Here is a 17673-nt window from a genome sequence, read left to right as displayed (position 1 = left end):
GCGGGGGATTTGATGGATGACACGCCCTAGCCGCCGCGGCGCCTGTCCAGCCCCATGGCCTCGTAATAGCGCGTCTTCTCGACATACATGGCTTGGTCCGCGCGGTGCGCGGCGGCCTCCAGCGATTCGCCCGGCTGGGCCACCGCCACGCCCATGGCCAGGCTCAGGTGCTGGCCCGGGTAGAACTGGTTGTTGAGCTCCAGCATCGAGCCGATGCGCTCGATCAGCGCCTGGGCGGCGCGCTCGTCGGCACCGGGCAGCAGGATGCAGAACTCGTCACCGCCTATGCGCGCGACGCAGACCGAGCCCTCCACCGCCTTGCCCAGCACCTCGCCCACGCGGCGCAGCATGGCATCGCCCACGGCGTGGCCGTGCTCGTCGTTGATCACCTTCAGGCCGTTCAGGTCGATGGCGATCACCGCCACGGGCCAGGGCCCCTTGCGCGTGAGGCGGTTGAGCTCGTCCGCGTAGTAGGCGCGGTTGCGCAGGCCGGTGAGCACGTCGTGCTTGCCCAGGTATTCCAGGTAGGCCTCGGCCTTCTTGCGCGCGGTGATGTCCACCAGCGACAGCAGCACCATGCCCCAGTCGTGCTGGCGCTCCTCGAGCACGGCGAACTGCATGTGGACGTGGATCGGGTCGCCGCCCAGGTGGTAGTTGACCGCCTCGCGCTGCTGGAACAGCTTGCCCTCCCAGAGGTCGAGCAGCTGCTCGGCGAACGATTCGCGCATCTCTCCGCGGAACACGCGGTCGATGCCGGCCAGCAGCGCTTCCTTGCTGGCGGCGCCGAACATCGCCAGGGTGAGCTGGTTGACGTCGATCACGCGGATCTCGCGCATGCAGCGCTCGACGAATTCGGGATGCACCTTCAGGAAGGTCTTGAAGTCGCGGATGCCCTGCAGGCGCACTTCGTCGAGCAGGCGCTTGACCGCGCTGAAATCCTCGACCCACAGCGACACGGGCGAGTGCTCGAACAGCCCGCGCGCGTACTGCTCGCTGCGCTGCAGCTGCTCGCTGGCGCGCATCTGCAGGGTGTTGTCCTCCAGCGAGACCAGCACCCGGCTCCATGAATCCTCGTAGCCGGGCAGGATGCGCCCGCGGATGTGCACGTCCAGGCGCCGCCCGTCCAGCGCGTAGTTCACGGTCTGGTTGGAGAATTCGAGCGCGCCCTCCCACAACTGCTGCAGCTCGGGGATGGCGCGCTCGCGCATGTCGTCGCGGAACACCTGGTCCAGCGAGGCTTCCAGCGCGCGCTGGTCGGGCGCGGCGAACAGCTCCAGCGTGCGCCGGTTCACCTTCAGCACCTGGATGCTGGCGCCGTAGGCGCGCAACGCCTCGGGGTCGCTGCGCACATGGGCCACCACGTCCCGCACGCCCTGGGCACGCCAGCGCGTGAACAACTGCCGCATGGCGCTGTAATCCTCCAGCCAGAGCGAGACAGGGGCGATCTCGAACATGTGCTCGAAATCGGCATCCGAAGACAGGGCAGACGACATGCGGACCTCCAAAGTGCAGCGATTACAGCATGCACGAACCCGTGTAACCGCTCTCATCCGCACAAAAAAAGCCAGCCGCGGGCTGCGGCTGGCTTGGGTTTCCGGAGAGCGCCCGGAGGGCGGATCAGCGGCCTTCGGTGCGTGCCGGGCGCTTGCGCGCATCGTGCGGAGCGAAGGGCTTGCCTGCGCCCTGCGGCTTGGCGAACGAGCCCTTGTTGCGGCCGAAGTCGCGGTTGAAATCGCCGCGCGGTGCGCCATCGCCACGGCCCGGGCGGGAGTCGCCAAAGCGGGACGCTTCACCAAAGCCGCTCTTGCGGCCATAGCCCTCGCCATCGCGGCGGCCGCCGTAGCTGCCGCGCTCGGCGCGCGGCGCGCCCCGGTCGCCGAAGCCACCCCGGTCGCCATGGCCGCGGCCATTGCCGCCGAAACGGTGGTCGCGCCCGCCCTCGCGGCTCCGGCCGCCGCCGAAGTCGCCACGGCCGCCGCCCTGCGGGAAGCGCTGCGTGGGCTCCAGGCCCGCCACCACTTCGGCCTTGAACTGCTGGCGGCTGTAGCCTTCGATGTCGAAGATCTTGCGGCGGTCGCGGAACTCGGCGAAGGTGACGGCCAGGCCGTCGCGCCCCGCGCGGCCCGTGCGGCCGATGCGGTGGGTGTAGTCCTCGGCCTTCATCGGCAGGCCGAAGTTGAAGACGTGGGTGATGGTGGGCACGTCGATGCCACGCGCAGCCACGTCGGTGGCCACGAGGATCTGCACCTGGCCGTTGCGCAGCGCCATCAGGCGGCGGTTGCGCAGGCCCTGGCTCAGGGCGCCGTGCAGCGCGACGGCAGAGAAACCGTCCTGCTGCAGGTCGTTGGCGAGGCCGTCGCACTCCACCTGCGTGCTGGCGAAGACGATGGCCTGGTTGATGGAGGCGTCGCGCAGCCAGTGGTCGAGCAGCTTGCGCTTGTGCTGGGCGTTGTCGGCCCAGTAGAGCATCTGCTTGATGTTGGCGTGCTTTTCCTGCGGCGTGTCGATCTGGATCTTCTTCACGCTCGCGCCGTTGTCGTGCATCACGCGCATCGCGAGCTGCTGGATGCGCGGCGCGAAGGTGGCGCTGAACATCATGGTCTGCTTGCGCTGGGCGGTGAGCTGGTTGATCTCGGCCAGGTCGTCGGAGAAGCCCAGGTCGAGCATGCGGTCGGCCTCGTCCACCACCAGGAACTGCACCTGGTCGAGCTTGATCTGCATAGAGCGCTGCAGGTCCAGCAGGCGCCCCGGCGTGGCGACGACGAGGTTGGCGTTCTGCAGCTTGGCGATCTGCAGCTGGTAGGGCATGCCGCCCACCACGTTGGCGATGCGCAGGCCCTTGCAGTGCTTGACGAGTTCGATGGCGTCGTGCGCCACCTGCTGCGCCAGTTCGCGCGTGGGGCACAGCACCAGCGCGCCGGGCGTGGCGGCCTTGAAGTTGCGCGGCTGCAGCGGGTTCTTGCGCTTGGCGCGCTTGGGGGCGGCTTCACCCCGTGCAGCGGCCTCGGCGGCGGCGCGCTCGTATTCTGCGCGCGCTGCGGCGTCGGCCTCGGCCTGCTGCTTGACCAGCGTGTGCAGCACGGGCAGCAGGAAGGCCGCGGTCTTGCCGCTGCCGGTCTGGCTGGAGACCATGAGGTCGATGAAGCGGTCATCGGCGCCCGCGCCCATGGCGAGCGGAATGGCGCTCTGCTGCACCTGGGTGGGCTGGGTGTAGCCGAGGTCGGCCACGGCCTGCACGAGTTCGGGCGCAAGGCCCAGTTCGACGAAGCCGTTGGGCTCGGCGGTCACGGCAACGGAAGAGTCTGCAGGCGCGAAATCGCCCTGCACTTGCAAAGTGTCGGTCATATTTTTCTCACACGAAGACGGCCGCAGGCGTTGCCCGCGGTGGCTTCGTCAATGGTTAAAAAACATCAACCATCAAACGAAACCTGCGCCAGCGATGGGCTGGGCGGGTGGGCATTGATGCGGTGTGCGGCAGTGGCTGCCGCCCGCAGGCCCGGTGTGTGAAGGGAGATGCGCAAACTGCGTGAAGTCGTTTTCACGCAAGCCCGCGATTGTCGCACGATTCGGGTTTTCCCGCAAATCACACGTTCAGCAGATGCGTGCGGTAGTGCGCCAGTTCGTCGATGGATTCGTGCACGTCGGCCAGCGCAGTGTGACGCTGCGCCTTCTTGAACGAGGTGTAGGCCGCGGGCTTCCAGCGCTTGGCGAGTTCCTTGAGCGTGCTCACGTCCACATTGCGGTAGTGGAAAAACGCCTCCAGCTTGGGCATGTACTTCACGAGAAAGCGCCGGTCCTGCCCGATGCTGTTGCCGCACATGGGCGCCGTGCCCTTGGGCACGTAAGTTTTGAGGAAGTCGATGATGGCCTGCTCCGCCTCCGCCTCGGTCACAGTGCTGGCGCGCACCTTGTCGACGAGGCCGCTGCGGCCGTGCGTGCCCTTGTTCCAGGCGTCCATGCCGTTCAGCACTTCGTCGGATTGGTGGATGGCGAAGACCGGGCCCTCCACGCGCAGATCCAGGTTGGGGCTGGTGACGACCACGGCGATCTCCAGCAGGCGTTCGGCCTCGGGGTTCAGGCCGCTCATTTCACAGTCGAGCCAGACGAGGTTCTGGTCGGATTTGGCAAGGGTGGGAGTGGTGTCAGACATAGGAAGGCGATTTTCACCGATGGCCTAAACTTCCCGGCCCATGCTGCCTCCTTCGCTCCTTCTGACATACGCCTTCGCCGCTGCCTTGGTCGCCGGCCTGCTGCTGCGCTTGTGGCTGGCCTCGCGCCAGATCCGCCACGTGGCAAGCCACCGCGATGCCGTGCCCGCCGCCTTCGCCAGCCGCATCCCGCTGGCCGCGCACCGGAAAGCGGCCGACTACACCATTGCCAAGGGACGTTTCGGGCTGCTGGAAATGGCCCTCTCCACGGCCGTGCTGCTCGGCTGGACCCTGCTGGGCGGGCTGGATGCGCTCAACCAGGCGCTGCTCGGCTGGCTGGGCGGCGGCATGCTGCAGCAGCTCGCCCTTCTGGCCTGCTTCGCCCTCATCAGCGGCGCGCTCGACCTGCCCGCCACGCTCTACCAGACCTTCGTGATCGAGCAGCGCTTCGGCTTCAACCAGATGACGCCGCGGCTGTGGCTGGCCGACCTCGCCAAATCCACGCTGGTAGGCAGCGCGGTCGGCCTGCCGATCGCCTGGCTGATCCTCTGGCTCATGGGCGCCGCCGGGCCGCTGTGGTGGCTGTGGGCCTGGGGCGCGTGGATGGGGTTCAACCTGCTGCTCATGGTGGTGTTCCCGCTCTTCATCGCCCCGCTCTTCAACAAGTTCGAGCCGCTGGCAGACGAATCGCTCAAGAGCCGCGTCACCGCGCTCATGCAGCGCTGCGGCTTCACCGCCAAAGGCCTGTTCGTGATGGATGGCAGCCGCCGCAGCGCCCACGCCAATGCCTATTTCACGGGCTTCGGCGCGGCCAAGCGCGTGGTGTTCTACGACACGCTGCTCAAGCAGTTGACGCCCGGCGAGGTGGAGGCCGTTCTCGCGCACGAGCTCGGTCACTTCAAGCACAAGCACATCACGCGCCGCTTGGTCGGCCTGTTCGCCCTCAGCCTCGCGGGCTTCGCGCTGCTCGGGTGGCTCTCGTCGCGCGGCTGGTTCTACACGGGCCTGGGCGTACAGCCCAACCTGAACCTCGAGGGCAGCGCCCCGAACGACGCGCTGGCCCTGCTGCTGTTCCTGCTGGCCGCGCCGGTGTTCACCGTGTTCATCACGCCGCTCATGGCCCAGCTCTCGCGCCGCCACGAGTTCCAGGCCGACGCCTACGCCGCCGCGCAGGCCGACGGCGGTGCACTGGCCTCGGCCCTGCTCAAGCTCTACGAAGACAACGCCTCCACCCTCACGCCCGACCCGGTGTACGCGCGCTTCTACTATTCCCACCCTCCCGCCACGGAGCGCCTCGCGCGCCTGCCATCATGACCTCGATGCTTCCCAAGAAAGACTGGAAAACCCAGACCCGGAGAGCGCTGACAGCTACGGAACTGGTAGCCAAACTGGCCGATCTGCAAGGCTGGCAGCTTTCCGGCGACGGCGCCGACGTGGCCATCGAGAAGACCTTCCGGTTCGCCAACTACCACGAGACCATGGCCTTCGTGAACGCCGTCGCCTTCATCGCCCACACGCAAGACCACCACCCCGACCTGTCGGTGCACTACGGCCGCTGCGTGGTGCGGCTGAACACGCACGACGTGGGCGGCATCTCCCTCACCGACACCGACTGCGCCCGTCGCATCGACGCGCTGCTCGCGCCATGACACGGCAAGAGGGCCTGGTGGTCGCCAGCCACGGCCGCCACTGCGTGGTGGAAAGCGCGGACGGCACGCGCCGCATCTGTCACCCGCGCGGCAAGAAGAGCCAGGCCGTCGTGGGCGACCGCGTGCTGTGGCAGCCTCCTCCACCCGGCCAGGGCGAGGAAGGCACGGTCGAGAAGGTGCTGGAGCGCCGCAACCTGTTCTACCGCCAGGACGAGATCCGCACCAAGTCCTTCGCCGCCAACATCGACCAAGTGTTGGTGCTGATCGCCGCCGAGCCCGTGTTCTCCGAAAGCCAGCTCGCCCGCGCACTGATCGCCGCCGAGGCCGCGGGCATCGCGCCGCTGATCGCGCTCAACAAGAGCGACCTGGTCGAGCCCTTCGCGCGCGCCTGGCAGCGCCTGCTGCCCTACCGCCACATGGCGGGCAACGCGGGGCCGGACAGCCGGCACTACGGCGTGCTGCCGCTGTCGCTGGCCCAGTCGGGCGAGGTGGACCGCGTGGCGCTCATGCAGTATCTGGAGGGCAAGGCCACGCTCGTGCTCGGCCCCTCGGGTTCGGGCAAGAGCACGCTCATCAACCTGCTGGTGCCGGGGGCGACGGCGCAGACGGGCGAGATCTCACAGGCGCTCAACTCCGGCAAGCACACCACCACGAGCACCGCGTGGTACTGGGTGGACGCGGCGCGCACCACCGCGCTCATCGATTCGCCGGGCTTCCAGGAGTTCGGCCTGCGCCACCTCGCGCCCACCGACCTGGCGCGCTGCATGCCCGACATCGGCGCGCACGCGGGCGAGTGCAAGTTCTACAACTGCACCCATCTGCACGAGCCGGGCTGCGCCGTGCAGGCCCAGGTCGATACGGAAGGCAGCCCCGGCACCGTCAGCGCCAACCGCTACCGCATCTATGGCGAGCTGTTCGCCGAACTCAGCGAGGCGCCCCGCTACTGAAGCAGGATGGCCTGCAGCGCCTGGACCAGCGCATCGCACTGTGCGGGCGTGCCCACGCTGATGCGCAGGTACTGCGCGATGCGCTCGGGCTGCTTGAAGTGGCGCACCAGCACCGCGAGATCGCGCAACGCCGCCGCCAGTTCGGCACCGCCCCGCGCAGGATGGCGCACGAACAGGAAGTTGGCCTGCGAGGGCAGCACCTCGAAACCCAAGTCTTCGAGCGCAAGCGACAGGCCCTCGCGGCTGTGCATCACGGCGCGGCAGGTCTCGCTGAAATACCCCGTGTCCTCGTAAGCGGCGCGCGCGCCGGCCTGGGCCAGGCGGTCGAGCGGGTAGGAGTTGAAGCTGTCCTTCACGCGCTCCAGCGCGTCGATCAGCGGCCGCTGGCCGAACGCAGCGCCTACGCGCAGGCCCGCGAGCGAGCGCGATTTGGAGAGCGTATGCACCACCAGCAGGTTCGGATGGCGCGCGACGAGGCTCACGGCGCTCTCGCCGCCGAAATCGACGTAGGCCTCATCGACCAGCACCACGCGCTGCGGGCAGGCGGCGAGCAGGCGCTCGATCTGCGCGAGCGGCAGGCCCATGCCCGTGGGCGCATTGGGGTTGGCGAGCACGATGCCCGCGCACGCTCCTTGGGCTGCGCGCGCGGCGATGCGCTCCACGTCGATGGCGAGGCCCTCGTCCAGCGGCTGCAGTTCGGGCGTGATGCCCCACAGGCCACAGTAGACGCGGTAGAAGCTGTAGGTGATGTCGGGCATCAGCAGCGGCTCGCCCGCATGCTGGAAGAACGCGAAGAACGCATGCGCGAGCACCTCGTCGGAGCCGTTGCCCACGAACACCTGGCCCGCCTCCAGGCCATGGTGCGCAGCGATGGTCTCGCGCAGCGCGAGCGACTGCGGATCGGGGTAGAGCTGCAGCCCCTCGCGTGCGGCGGCTTCGATGGCGGACACGGCGTGCGGCGATGGCGGGTAGGGGTTCTCGTTGGTGTTGAGCTTCACGAGGCCCGCGATGCGCGGCTGCTCGCCGGGTACATACGGTTCGAGCCGCCCGACGACGGGGCTGCACAGCGAAGGGACGGTCATGGGAAGAAAACTCCTGATTCCATAGCTGCCCGCGCTTGCCAGGCAAGCGCTAGAGCCTGATTTGGTTTGAATTGTCAGCCGAGCAGCCGGGCCATGGATAGCAGCGCCAGCAGCAGCATCCACACCACCACCGAGCGCCACACGAGGCCGACCACGCTGCGCAGGTGACCCACCTCGGGCTCACGGCCCGGCGTGCTGGCGCTGTCGCCGATGTCGGCATCCACCTCGAAACCCTGGGGCGTGGCCACGCCCGCGCGGCTGCGCAGGGCCTCGCCGCCCAGGCGCACGTTGATGGCGCCCGCCGTAGCAGCGAGCACCACGCCGTCGTTGTCGTTGGGGAAGCGCTGGGCGTGGAAGCGCCAGCCTTCGATGGCTTCCTCGAAGCTGCCCACCACCGCGAAGCACAGCGCGGTGAGGCGCGCGGGCAGCCAGTCGATCGCCGTCCAGGCCTGGGCCGTGACGCGCTGCAGCGCCTCGCTGGGCGGGTGGGCCGTGGCCGCGCGCTCGCGCGGGCCCCAGTGGCGCGAGACGAACTCGGCCAGCCGGTAGAGCACTGCGCCGGCAGGGCCCAGGCCCAGCGCGGCAAGCACCGAATACCACGCCAGCACGCCGAACACGTGGCGGTGCGCGGCGATCACCGAATACTCGATCACGTGGCGCACGATCTCGCTGCGCGGCAGCTCGCTCGCGTCCACCTGCTTCCACTCCGCCAGCTGCGCGCGCGCGCTGGCGGCGTCGCCGTCTTCCAGCGCGTCGCGAATGCCGGTGAAGTGGTAGCTGAACTGGCGGAAACCCAGCGTGACGTAGAGCACCGCCACGTTCCACAGCAGCGCCAGCGGCCAGCCGATCCAGTGCAGCAGCGCCCAGTGCACGGCCAGCACCACGATGGGCGGCACGAGCACGGCCATGCACCAGGCCACCCAGGCGTGCTGGGAGCTGCCTGCATCGAAATTGCGGTTCACCGACAGCGCCCATGCGCGCAGGCCTGCATGGATGGGATTGCTGCGGGCCAGCGGGCGCGCTTGCTCGATCAGCAGCGCGAACAGGATGGCGAAGAAACTCATGGCGGCAATGATAGCGGCGCGTGTTACACGCGCTTGCGCTCAAGCCACCATGAAACGGTAGAAGTTGCGCAGCATGCCGGCCGTGGCGCCCCAGATGAAGTGCGTCTTGCCGCCGTCCTCGTAGGGCATGGAGAACCATTCGCGCCGCAGTCCCTGCCACTCGAACACGTGGCGGCGGTGGTGCGCGGGGTCGAGCAGGAAGTCGAGCGGCACCTCGAACACGTCGGCCACCTCGTAGGGGTTGGGCTGCAGCGCGGCCCCGGGCCGCACGAGGCCGACGACGGGCGTGACGATGAAGGCGGTGCCGGTGACATAGATGGGCAGGCTGCCCAGCACCTCGACGCTGGCGGGAGCCAAGCCCACTTCCTCCTGCGCCTCGCGCAAGGCAGTGGCGGCGGCATCGGCATCGCCAGGGTCCGCCCGGCCGCCGGGAAAGGCCACCTGCCCCGAGTGCGTGGACAGGTGCGCCGTGCGCTCGGTGAGCAGCACCGTGGGCCGATCGCGCAGCACGATGGGCACGAGCACGGCCGCCTGGGCGGGCGCGCGCTCGGCGAATTTCTTCTCGCGCACCACCTCGGGCGTCCACACCGGGGGCGCGGCGAAGCGCCGGCGAAGCGCCTGGGGCGTCTGGGCAGCCAGGGCCACTGCGGGCAGGTGCGCGTCCACGCCGGCGACGGGCACCTCGCGCGGGTCGAAGTCGGGCAGCGTGGACAGGGGCGGGACGGCGGCGGAGCTCACAGGACGATCAAGGCGAAAAAGAAAAAACCGCTACAGGCTCGCGCACTGTAGCGGTTCCGCGGCAAGGATGCCGGTGGGTGCTTACGCTGCTGCGTCCGTGGCGGCAGCCTTGTTGATGCGCGAAGGCAGCTTTTCCTTGATGCGGGCCGACTTGCCGCTGCGCTCACGCAGGTAGTACAGCTTGGCGCGGCGCACGTCGCCGCGGCGCTTGACTTCGATCTTGGCGATCAGGGGCGAGTAGGTCTGGAACGTACGCTCCACGCCTTCGCCGCTGGAGATCTTGCGCACGGTGAAGCCGCTGTTGAGGCCACGGTTGCGCTTGGCGATCACCACGCCTTCGTAGGCCTGGACGCGCTTGCGGGTGCCTTCCACCACGTTCACGCTCACGATGACGGTGTCGCCAGGCGCGAATTCGGGGATGGTCTTGTTCAAGCGGGCGATTTCTTCCTGCTCGAGGGTCTGGATGAGGTTCATGGTTGCATTCCAACGATCATGGCCGCGCCAGAATTGGCATGGCACCCCTATGGTGCCTTGGTGCTGCCGGCCTTCTTCAGGGATTCGGCAGCGGCCGGCCAGAGGATCGAGAACCCATGATTATAGCGAATTCTGTTTCAGCACGGCCTCATCGGCCCGTGTGATCTGCCCGCGCTCGCGGGCCGCGGCCAGCAGGTCGGGACGGTGGCGCACGGTGAGCAGCAGGCGCTGGTCGCGGCGCCAGCGCTCGATCTGCGCATGGTGGCCCGACAGCAGCGCGCCGGGCACGGCCTGGCCGCTCCAGACCTCGGGGCGCGTGTAGTGCGGGCAGTCGAGCAGGCCGTCGAGCGCCGGGTTGAAGCTGTCGAGCTGGTGGCTGCCTTCGCCCTGCAGCACGCCGGGCTGCAGTCGGGCCACGGCGTCGAGCAGCGCCAGTGCCGCGATTTCGCCGCCCGAGAGCACGAAGTCGCCCAGGCTGATCTGCAGATCGACGTGCGTGTCGATGAAGCGCTGGTCCACGCCCTCGTAGCGGCCGCACAGCAGGATGGCGCCCCTGCTGGCCGACCATTCGGCCACGCCCGCATGGTCGAGCCGGCGGCCGATGGGCGAGAAAAGCACGAGCGGCGCACGGGCACCCTCTTCCTCCGCCCGGTCCGCCCGGATGGCCGCGAGGCAGCGCGCGAGCGGCTCCGCCAGCATGACCATGCCGGGGCCGCCGCCGAAAGGCCGGTCGTCCACGCGGCGGTAATTGCCTTCGGCGTGGTCGCGCAGGTTCCACAGGCGCACATCGACCTGCCCCGACGTGTAGGCGCGCCGCGTCACGCCGCTGGCGAGGAACGGTGCGAACAGGTCGGGAAACAGGGTGATGACGTCAAAACGCATGGCACGCGGGCATCAGTAGTCCGGCTGCCAGTCCACGGTGATGCAGCGTCCGGCGAGGTCCACCTTGTCGACGAAGGCGGAGACGAAGGGGATCATGCGCTCGTGCGCCTTGCCCTCGTGCTCGCAGACCAGCACCAGCGTGGTCTGCGGCCCCGTGGGCAGCAGCTCGCGCACGGTGCCCAGCGGCACGCCCTCGCGGTTGACCACGGGCAGGCCGATCAGGTCGACCCAGTAGTACTCGTCTTCCCCGGTGGCGGGAAAGCTCTCGCGCGGCACGAAGATGCGCGCGCCGCGCAGGGCTTCGGCGGCGTCGCGGTCGTCCACGCCCTGCGCCCAGGCGACCACGGAGTCGGAATGCACGCGCGCCTGCCGGATGGCCAGCTGCACGGTGCCGCTGAAAAAACTCCTGGCGCCCTTTTCCGATGGCTGCAGGAACCACGTCTTGGCGGCGAAGAGCGCCTCGGGGTCGGCGCTGTACGGCAGCACCTTGAACCAGCCCTTGACGCCCCAGGCGTCGGCGATGCGGCCCACCTCCACGGCGTCGGGGGGGAGTTGGGCGGGGTCCAGGACGGGCAGGTTCGGCATGGCGGTGCTCAATGGAAAAAGGGCGCGCTTCGCATGGAAGCCCGCCCTTTTCATGGATGGGGTCCGGGAATCAGGCGGCCTTCTTGGCGGCTTGCTTGATCAGGCGGTCCACGGTGGGAGAAGGCTGAGCGCCCACGCCCTTCCAGTACGTCAGGCGGTCCTGGGCGATGCGCAGCTCTTCCTCGGCGCCCTTGGCGGAGGGGTTGTAGAAGCCCAGGCGCTCGATGAAGCGGCCGTCGCGGCGCACGCGCTTGTCGGCGACGACGATGTTGAAGAACGGACGGCCCTTGGAGCCGCCGCGGGAGAGTCGAATCACGACCATAATGAATCCTTCGGGTGGGTCGCAGCAAATGCTGCTTCGTTCTTGCGGCGTTTGAGACACGCGACTGGCCACCCGGCCAGCGACACGCAGCAAAGCCGCCGATTATATCCACAACCTGCCTATGCCCCTCATCCGCAGCAGCCGCGACGAAGATGTCGCCACCATCACCGCCATCTACGCCCACCATGTGCTGCACGGCACGGGCACCTTCGAGATCGATCCGCCCGGTGCCGAGGACATGGCCGCGCGCCGCGCCGACGTGCTGGCCAAGGGCCTGCCCTACCTGGTGGCCGAGGAGGATGGCCGCGTGCTGGGTTTCGCCTACTGCAACTGGTTCAAGCCGCGCCCGGCCTACCGCTTCTCGGCCGAGGATTCGATCTACGTGGCCCACGACGCGCACGGGCGCGGCCTGGGCCGCCTGCTGCTGGATGCGCTGGGCGCGCAGGCCGAGGCCGCGGGCGTGCGCAAGCTGCTGGCGGTGATCGGCGACTCGGCCAACGCGGGCTCCGTCGGCGTGCACCGCGCGGCAGGCTTTGCCCACGTGGGCGTGCTGCGCTCGGTGGGCTGGAAGTTCGGCGCATGGCGCGACATCGTGCTCATGGAAAAGCCCCTGGGCGCGGGCGACTCCACCGCACCCGAGTGACCGAGCGCCAATAATGGCGCCCCATGAAGAACAAGACCATCGCGGCGTGGCTCGCATTCCTTGGCGGCCCCCTGGGGCTGCACCGCTTCTACCTGCATGGCCTGGGCGACATGCTCGGCTGGCTGCTGCCGTTGCCGACGGCGCTCGGCGTGTACGGCATCCAGCGCGTGCAGCAACTGGGGCAGGACGACCAGCTGAGCTGGCTGCTGATTCCCTTGCTGGGCTTCACGATCGCGGGCTGCGCGCTGCGCGCCATCCTCTACGGCCTGATGCCGCCCGAGAAGTGGAACGCGCGCTTCAACCCGCAAGGTGCGCCCGATGCCGCGCCGGGCCGCACGAACTGGTTCACGGTCTTCGCCATTGCAGCCGCGCTCATGATCGGCACGGCCGTGCTGATGGCCAGCATTGCGTACAGCTTCCAGCACTACTTCGAATACCAGATCGAGGAAGCCCGCAAGATTTCACAATGAAATTGGGCTGCAGCGCTTGCTGGACAAGCGCTGGCAGCTATCAAATCAATAGAGCTGCAGGCTGATCCAGTAGGCGATGGCGGCCACGAAGGCGCTGGCTGGGATGGTGAGGATCCACGCCCAGACGATGTTGCCCGCCACGCCCCAGCGCACGGCGCTCGCGCGCTGGGTGGAGCCCACGCCGACGATGGCGCCGGTGATGGTGTGGGTGGTGGAGACGGGAATGCCCAGCGCCGTGGCGATGAACAGCGTCATCGCACCGCCGGTCTCGGCGCAGAAGCCCCCCACGGGCTTGAGCTTGGTGATCTTCTGGCCCATGGTTTTGACGATGCGCCAGCCGCCGAACATGGTGCCCAGGCCGATGGCCGCATAGCACGAGACGATGGTCCAGGTGGGCGGCGCCGAGTCGCTGGCCGAGGCGTAGCCCGTGGCGATGAGCAGCAGCCAGATGATGCCGATGGTCTTCTGCGCGTCGTTGCCGCCGTGGCCCAGGCTGTAGGCGCCGGCCGAGACGAGCTGCAGGCGGCGGAACCACTTGTCCACCCGGTTGGGACGCATGCGGCGGAACATCCAGGCCACGGCCACCATCATCAGCGATCCCAGCAGGAAGCCCAGCAGGGGCGACACGAAGATGAAGGCCACGGTCTTGAGGATGCCGCTGGCGACCAGTGCGCCCGCGCCGGTCTTGGCCATCACCGCGCCCACGATACCGCCGATGAGCGCGTGCGACGAGCTGCTGGGGATGCCGTAGTACCAGGTGATGACGTTCCAGGTGATGGCCCCGACGAGCGCGCCGAAGACCACGTGCGTATCCACCACGCCCGGCTCGACGATGCCCTTGCCGATGGTGGCCGCCACGCTCAGGTGGAAGACGAAGATGGCGACGAAGTTGAAGAACGCCGCGAAGACCACCGCCTGCGTCGGCTTGAGCACGCCCGTGGAGACCACGGTGGCGATGGAGTTGGCAGCGTCGTGGAAGCCGTTCATGAAGTCGAACACGATGGCCAGCGCCACCAGCACGACCACGACCCACAGGGCGGTTTGTACTGTTTCCATGCTTGGGACGAGAGGCGAAGCGGGACGGAGCCCCGGCCTCAGGAGTTCTCGAGGATGATGCCTTCGATGAGGTTGGCCACGTCTTCGCAGCGGTCGGTGATGGTTTCCAGCAACTCGTAGATGGCCTTGAGCTTGATGACCTCGCGCACGTCGGGCTCCTCGCGGAACAGCTTGCTCATGGCGCTGCGCAGCACGCGGTCGGCGTCGCCCTCCAGGCGGTCGATTTCCTCGCAGGTCTTCAGGGCGGCCTCGGCCACGGCGGGATCGGCGATGCGCGAGAGCAGCTGCACGGCGTCGCGCACGCGCTCGCAGCACTTGACGCTCAGGTCCGTCAGGCGCGTGATCTCGTCCGTCATGTGGCGGATGTCGTACAGGGCCATGGTTTCGGCCGAATCCTGGATCAGGTCGGCCACGTCGTCCATGGTGTTGATCAGCGAGTGGATCTGCTCGCGGTCGATCGGCGTGATGAAGGTCTGGTGCAGCGTGCGGTTGACCTCGTGCGTCACGCGGTCGGCGGCGCGCTCGGCGTTGTCCACGTCCTGGTTGTACTGGTCGCGCAGGTGGGTGTCGCCATAGTGGGCCACCAGTTGGGAAAAGGCCCGTGCCGCCTCGACGATGCGATCTGCATGCTGGTTGAACATCTCGAAAAAATTGCCCTCGCGGGGCAACAGCTTTCCAAACAACATGCGGACTCCTGGTCGGACCTTTTCAACGGCTTCGTGACGCAGAGATGAACATCGTGTGACAAATCTGCGAAAGGCGCGAGTTTAACCGGCTGGGCCATGCCCCTCGGAACGCCGGTGCAGCGCCCCGGCGCGTAGGACCCTGCCGACAGCCATGCACCGCGTGGACCCACAGCCTGCGCCGCGCCCGGTCCGTAGATTGGGGCCTCGGCCATGCGGACATGGCATGCCTTCCCTTCACCCCACCAAGGACCCCGCCATGAAATTGACACCCTCCCTTCGCACCCTTCCCTGCCTGGTCGCCCTGGCTTGCGCGGCCGGTGCCGTGCATGCGCAGAACCAGCCCGCCCCGATGTCCGAGCGCTCCTTCGTGCCCGGCACGCAGGCCGGATACATGGGCATCAGCGCCGGCCAGTCCAAGTACGACCTGCGCAGCGGCACGGGCGGTTTCGGCTTCGACGACAGCGACACCGCGTTCAAGATCTACACGGGCGGCTATTTCAACCCCTACTTCGGGCTGGAACTGGGCTACCTGAACATGGGCAAGGCCGACCGCATTGGCGGCAACACCAAGGCCCAGGGCCTCAACCTCAGCCTGATCGGCCGTGCGCCGCTGGGCGAGCAGTTCGACGTGTTCGGCAAGCTGGGCACCACCTACGGCCGCACGCGCACCGGCGGCTACAGCGGCTTCGGCGTGAATACGGGCAAGGACAGCGGCTTCGGCCTGTCATACGGCCTGGGCGTGCGCTGGGCCTTCACGCCGCAGTGGGCGGCCGTGCTGGAATGGGAGCGCCACCGCTTCCACTTCGCCGACGGCAGCTCGGACGTGGACATGACCTCGCTGGGGCTGCAGTACCGCTTCTGACCCTTCCGCCTGGGTCCAGCCCCTCTTTTCGAGGGGCTTTTTCATGCGCTGCGAAAGATGAAATACACAGCGCCCACCAGGCACAAACCCGCCCACAGGTAGTCCCACTTGAGCGGCTCGTTCATGTAGAACACGGCGAACGGCACGAACACGGTGAGGGTGATCACCTCCTGCATGATCTTGAGCTGGCCCACGCTGAACTGCGTGTGGCCGATGCGGTTGGCCGGCACCTGCAGCAGGTACTCGAACAGCGCGATACCCCAGCTCACCAGCGCCGCCACGTACCAGGGCGAAGTGGCCAGGTTCTTGAGGTGGCCGTACCAGGCGAAGGTCATGAAGACATTGCTGGCCGCCAGCAGCAGGATGGTCTGCAGGGGGATGGGCAGGGATTGCAGGGTGTGCATGGCGCAGGGTTTTACAAGCCAGATTGCACTCTAGCGCATATCCAGCAAGCGCTGGCAGCTATGAAAAAGAAAGCACCGCCGCAGCGGTGCTTTTGGGTGGGGAGCGGGCCGCGCCTCACTCGCCCAGGTAGGCCGCGCGCACGCGCGGGTCGTTCAGCAGATCCTGCCCGCCGCCCGCCATGGTGATGAGGCCGGACTCCATCACATAGCCCCGGTCGGCGATGGCCAGCGCCCGGCTGGCGTTCTGCTCCACCAGCACGATGGTCACGCCCAGGGCGTACACGTCGCGCACCACCTCGAAGATCTTGTCCACCATGATGGGCGACAGGCCCATGGAAGGCTCGTCGAGCAGCAGAACCTTGGGCTGGCTCATCAGCGCGCGGCCCATGGCCAGCATCTGCTGCTCGCCGCCGGACATGGTGCCGGCCAGCTGGTCCTTGCGCTCGCGCAGGCGCGGGAAGATGGTGAACATCTTCTCGATGTCGGCCTGGATGCCCGCCTTGTCGTCGCGCGTGTAGGCGCCCATGAGCAGGTTCTCGGTGATGGTCATGCGCGCGAACACGCCGCGGCCCTCGGGCACCATCACCAGGCCCTGCTTGACCAGGTCCCACGCACCCTTGCCGCGGATGCTCTGGCCCAGGTATTCGATGTCGCCATCGTTCATACCCAGGGTGCCGGTGATGGCCTTCATGGTGGTGGTCTTGCCGGCGCCGTTGGAGCCGATGAGCGTGACGAGCTCGCCCTCGCGCACCTCCATGTCCACACCCTTGACGGCCTGGATGCCGCCGTAGGCCACCTTCAGGCCCTTGACCTGCAATAGAACTTTGTTGGATTTCTCGGCCATTTCTTTCGGTCCTTCAGTGCCCGCCGGTGCCCAGGTAGGCCTCGATCACTTTTTCGTTCTGCTGCACTTCGGCAGGGGTGCCCTCGGCGATCTGCTTGCCGTAGTCGAGCACCGTCACGCGGTCGCACAGGCCCATCACCAGCTTCACGTCGTGCTCGATGAGCAGGATGGTGCGGTCGTCGTTGCGGATGCGGTCGATCAGCTCGCGCAGCTGCACCTTCTCGGTGGCGTTCATGCCGGCCGCGGGCTCGTCGAGCGCGATGAGCTGCGGGTCGGTGGCGAGCGCCCGGGCGATCTCCAGGCGGCGCTGGTCGCCATAGGACAGCGTGCGCGCCTTGAAGTCGGCGTACTTGCCGATGCCCACGTAGTCGAGCAGCTCCTGCGCGCGGTGGCGAATAGCCGCTTCTTCCTCCTTGAAGCCCTTGGTACGGAACACCGCGCCGAACAGCCCCGAATGGGTGCGGATGTGGCGGCCCACCATCACGTTCTCCAGCGCCGTCATGTCGGCGAAGAGGCGGATGTTCTGGAACGTGCGCGCGATGCCCGCCTTGGCCACCAGGTGCACGGCGGTGGGCTCATAGGGCTGGCCCGCCAGCTCGAAGGAGCCCGCGTCGGGCGTGTACAGGCCCGTGATGACGTTGAAGAACGTCGTCTTGCCCGCGCCGTTGGGCCCGATCAGGCCGTAGACCTGGCCGCGCCGGATGGTGATGCCCACGCCGGACAGCGCCTGCAGGCCGCCGAAGCGCTTGGAGATGCCCGCGACCTTCAGCACCACTTCTTTCGATGTATCTGCCATGTTCTTGCTTCTCGCGTGGTG

Annotated in this window: 21 protein-coding genes; 6 read left to right on the top strand and 15 right to left on the bottom strand. The window is 67.8% G+C overall.

The features are described from left to right. Positions 1–26: 26 nt before the first annotated feature. The 3 genes from AVS7_RS01880 to orn all read right to left on the bottom strand — a co-directional run bounded on the left by AVS7_RS01880 (position 27) and on the right by orn (position 4150). Positions 27–1493, bottom strand: a complete 1467-nt coding sequence (locus tag AVS7_RS01880; protein WP_020226813.1) for a sensor domain-containing diguanylate cyclase — start codon at positions 1491–1493, stop codon at positions 27–29. A gap of 124 nt (positions 1494–1617) precedes the next feature. Beyond that, the gene (locus AVS7_RS01875) at positions 1618–3345 is read right to left on the bottom strand and encodes a DEAD/DEAH box helicase (protein ID WP_020226812.1); all 1728 of its coding nucleotides are present in this window, start codon (positions 3343–3345) and stop codon (positions 1618–1620) included. Positions 3346–3583: 238 nt separating this feature from the next. After that, positions 3584–4150 carry an oligoribonuclease gene (gene orn, locus AVS7_RS01870; protein ID WP_024000793.1) on the bottom strand — a complete coding sequence of 189 codons (567 nt, stop codon included), beginning with the start codon at positions 4148–4150 and terminating at the stop codon, positions 3584–3586. Positions 4151–4190: 40 nt separating this feature from the next. On the opposite strand from orn, the gene AVS7_RS01865 reads away from it, so the two are divergent. From AVS7_RS01865 to rsgA, 3 genes are read left to right on the top strand one after another with little or no spacing between them, the layout of a single operon-like run. Continuing rightward, positions 4191–5462: a M48 family metallopeptidase gene (locus AVS7_RS01865; protein ID WP_020226810.1), complete on the top strand. Its 1272-nt coding sequence runs from the start codon at positions 4191–4193 to the stop codon at positions 5460–5462. After that, complete coding sequence (locus AVS7_RS01860) at positions 5459–5797, top strand: 4a-hydroxytetrahydrobiopterin dehydratase (RefSeq protein WP_020226809.1); 339 nt, start codon at positions 5459–5461, stop codon at positions 5795–5797. The genes AVS7_RS01865 and AVS7_RS01860 overlap by 4 nt, the downstream gene beginning before the upstream one ends. After that, on the top strand, positions 5794–6744 hold the full coding sequence (rsgA, locus tag AVS7_RS01855) for a ribosome small subunit-dependent GTPase A (RefSeq protein WP_020226808.1): 951 nt from the start codon (positions 5794–5796) through the stop codon (positions 6742–6744). The genes AVS7_RS01860 and rsgA overlap by 4 nt, the downstream gene beginning before the upstream one ends. Here rsgA and AVS7_RS01850 read toward each other — a convergent pair. The 7 genes from AVS7_RS01850 to rpsP form a co-directional block, all read right to left on the bottom strand. Beyond that, a complete protein-coding gene (locus AVS7_RS01850) occupies positions 6738–7826 on the bottom strand; it encodes a histidinol-phosphate transaminase (protein WP_020226807.1) in 1089 nt (362 codons plus the stop codon). The two genes, rsgA and AVS7_RS01850, sit on opposite strands and share 7 nt — an antisense overlap. Before the next feature lie 74 nt (positions 7827–7900). Continuing rightward, on the bottom strand, positions 7901–8890 hold the full coding sequence (locus AVS7_RS01845) for a CobD/CbiB family protein (RefSeq protein WP_020226806.1): 990 nt from the start codon (positions 8888–8890) through the stop codon (positions 7901–7903). Positions 8891–8929: 39 nt separating this feature from the next. Beyond that, positions 8930–9628 (bottom strand): CoA pyrophosphatase, encoded by a 699-nt coding sequence (locus tag AVS7_RS01840; RefSeq protein ID WP_020226805.1) that lies wholly within the window; start codon positions 9626–9628, stop codon positions 8930–8932. A gap of 81 nt (positions 9629–9709) precedes the next feature. Then, the gene (gene rplS, locus AVS7_RS01835) at positions 9710–10102 is read right to left on the bottom strand and encodes a 50S ribosomal protein L19 (protein WP_020226804.1); all 393 of its coding nucleotides are present in this window, start codon (positions 10100–10102) and stop codon (positions 9710–9712) included. Positions 10103–10222: 120 nt separating this feature from the next. Continuing rightward, complete coding sequence (gene trmD, locus AVS7_RS01830) at positions 10223–10984, bottom strand: tRNA (guanosine(37)-N1)-methyltransferase TrmD (RefSeq protein WP_020226803.1); 762 nt, start codon at positions 10982–10984, stop codon at positions 10223–10225. A 12-nt stretch (positions 10985–10996) separates the two neighbouring features. After that, complete coding sequence (gene rimM, locus AVS7_RS01825) at positions 10997–11569, bottom strand: ribosome maturation factor RimM (RefSeq protein ID WP_020226802.1); 573 nt, start codon at positions 11567–11569, stop codon at positions 10997–10999. A gap of 70 nt (positions 11570–11639) precedes the next feature. Next, the gene (rpsP, locus tag AVS7_RS01820; protein ID WP_020226801.1) at positions 11640–11891 is read right to left on the bottom strand and encodes a 30S ribosomal protein S16; all 252 of its coding nucleotides are present in this window, start codon (positions 11889–11891) and stop codon (positions 11640–11642) included. Between the two features lie 121 nt (positions 11892–12012). Here rpsP and AVS7_RS01815 point away from each other — a divergent pair, with 121 nt between their 5' ends. After that, positions 12013–12534 carry a GNAT family N-acetyltransferase gene (locus tag AVS7_RS01815; RefSeq protein WP_020226800.1) on the top strand — a complete coding sequence of 174 codons (522 nt, stop codon included), beginning with the start codon at positions 12013–12015 and terminating at the stop codon, positions 12532–12534. Between the two features lie 23 nt (positions 12535–12557). Continuing rightward, a complete protein-coding gene (locus AVS7_RS01810) occupies positions 12558–13004 on the top strand; it encodes an NINE protein (RefSeq protein WP_020226799.1) in 447 nt (148 codons plus the stop codon). 45 nt (positions 13005–13049) lie between these two features. On the opposite strand, the gene AVS7_RS01805 is transcribed toward AVS7_RS01810, so the two are convergent. Then, positions 13050–14060 (bottom strand): inorganic phosphate transporter, encoded by a 1011-nt coding sequence (locus AVS7_RS01805; protein WP_024000790.1) that lies wholly within the window; start codon positions 14058–14060, stop codon positions 13050–13052. Positions 14061–14098: 38 nt separating this feature from the next. Then, positions 14099–14746, bottom strand: a complete 648-nt coding sequence (locus AVS7_RS01800; RefSeq protein ID WP_020226797.1) for a DUF47 domain-containing protein — start codon at positions 14744–14746, stop codon at positions 14099–14101. Positions 14747–15002: 256 nt separating this feature from the next. Here AVS7_RS01800 and AVS7_RS01795 point away from each other — a divergent pair, with 256 nt between their 5' ends. Continuing rightward, entirely contained in the window at positions 15003–15608 is a 606-nt protein-coding gene (locus AVS7_RS01795) for an outer membrane beta-barrel protein (protein WP_034689723.1), read from the top strand. A 41-nt stretch (positions 15609–15649) separates the two neighbouring features. Here AVS7_RS01795 and AVS7_RS01790 read toward each other — a convergent pair whose 3' ends face one another. The 3 genes from AVS7_RS01790 to AVS7_RS01780 all read right to left on the bottom strand — a co-directional run bounded on the left by AVS7_RS01790 (position 15650) and on the right by AVS7_RS01780 (position 17652). Further along, positions 15650–16012 carry a DMT family protein gene (locus AVS7_RS01790; RefSeq protein ID WP_020226795.1) on the bottom strand — a complete coding sequence of 121 codons (363 nt, stop codon included), beginning with the start codon at positions 16010–16012 and terminating at the stop codon, positions 15650–15652. A 115-nt stretch (positions 16013–16127) separates the two neighbouring features. Beyond that, on the bottom strand, positions 16128–16856 hold the full coding sequence (locus AVS7_RS01785) for an ABC transporter ATP-binding protein (protein ID WP_024000788.1): 729 nt from the start codon (positions 16854–16856) through the stop codon (positions 16128–16130). 13 nt (positions 16857–16869) lie between these two features. Further along, the gene (locus tag AVS7_RS01780) at positions 16870–17652 is read right to left on the bottom strand and encodes an ABC transporter ATP-binding protein (RefSeq protein ID WP_034689720.1); all 783 of its coding nucleotides are present in this window, start codon (positions 17650–17652) and stop codon (positions 16870–16872) included. Positions 17653–17673 lie beyond the last annotated feature (21 nt).

Origin of the sequence: Acidovorax sp. MR-S7, from assembly GCF_000400995.2 — a bacterium.
In the GTDB taxonomy this organism is placed as follows: domain Bacteria; phylum Pseudomonadota; class Gammaproteobacteria; order Burkholderiales; family Burkholderiaceae_C; genus MR-S7.
This window is presented reverse-complemented; position numbering and strand designations above follow the sequence as displayed.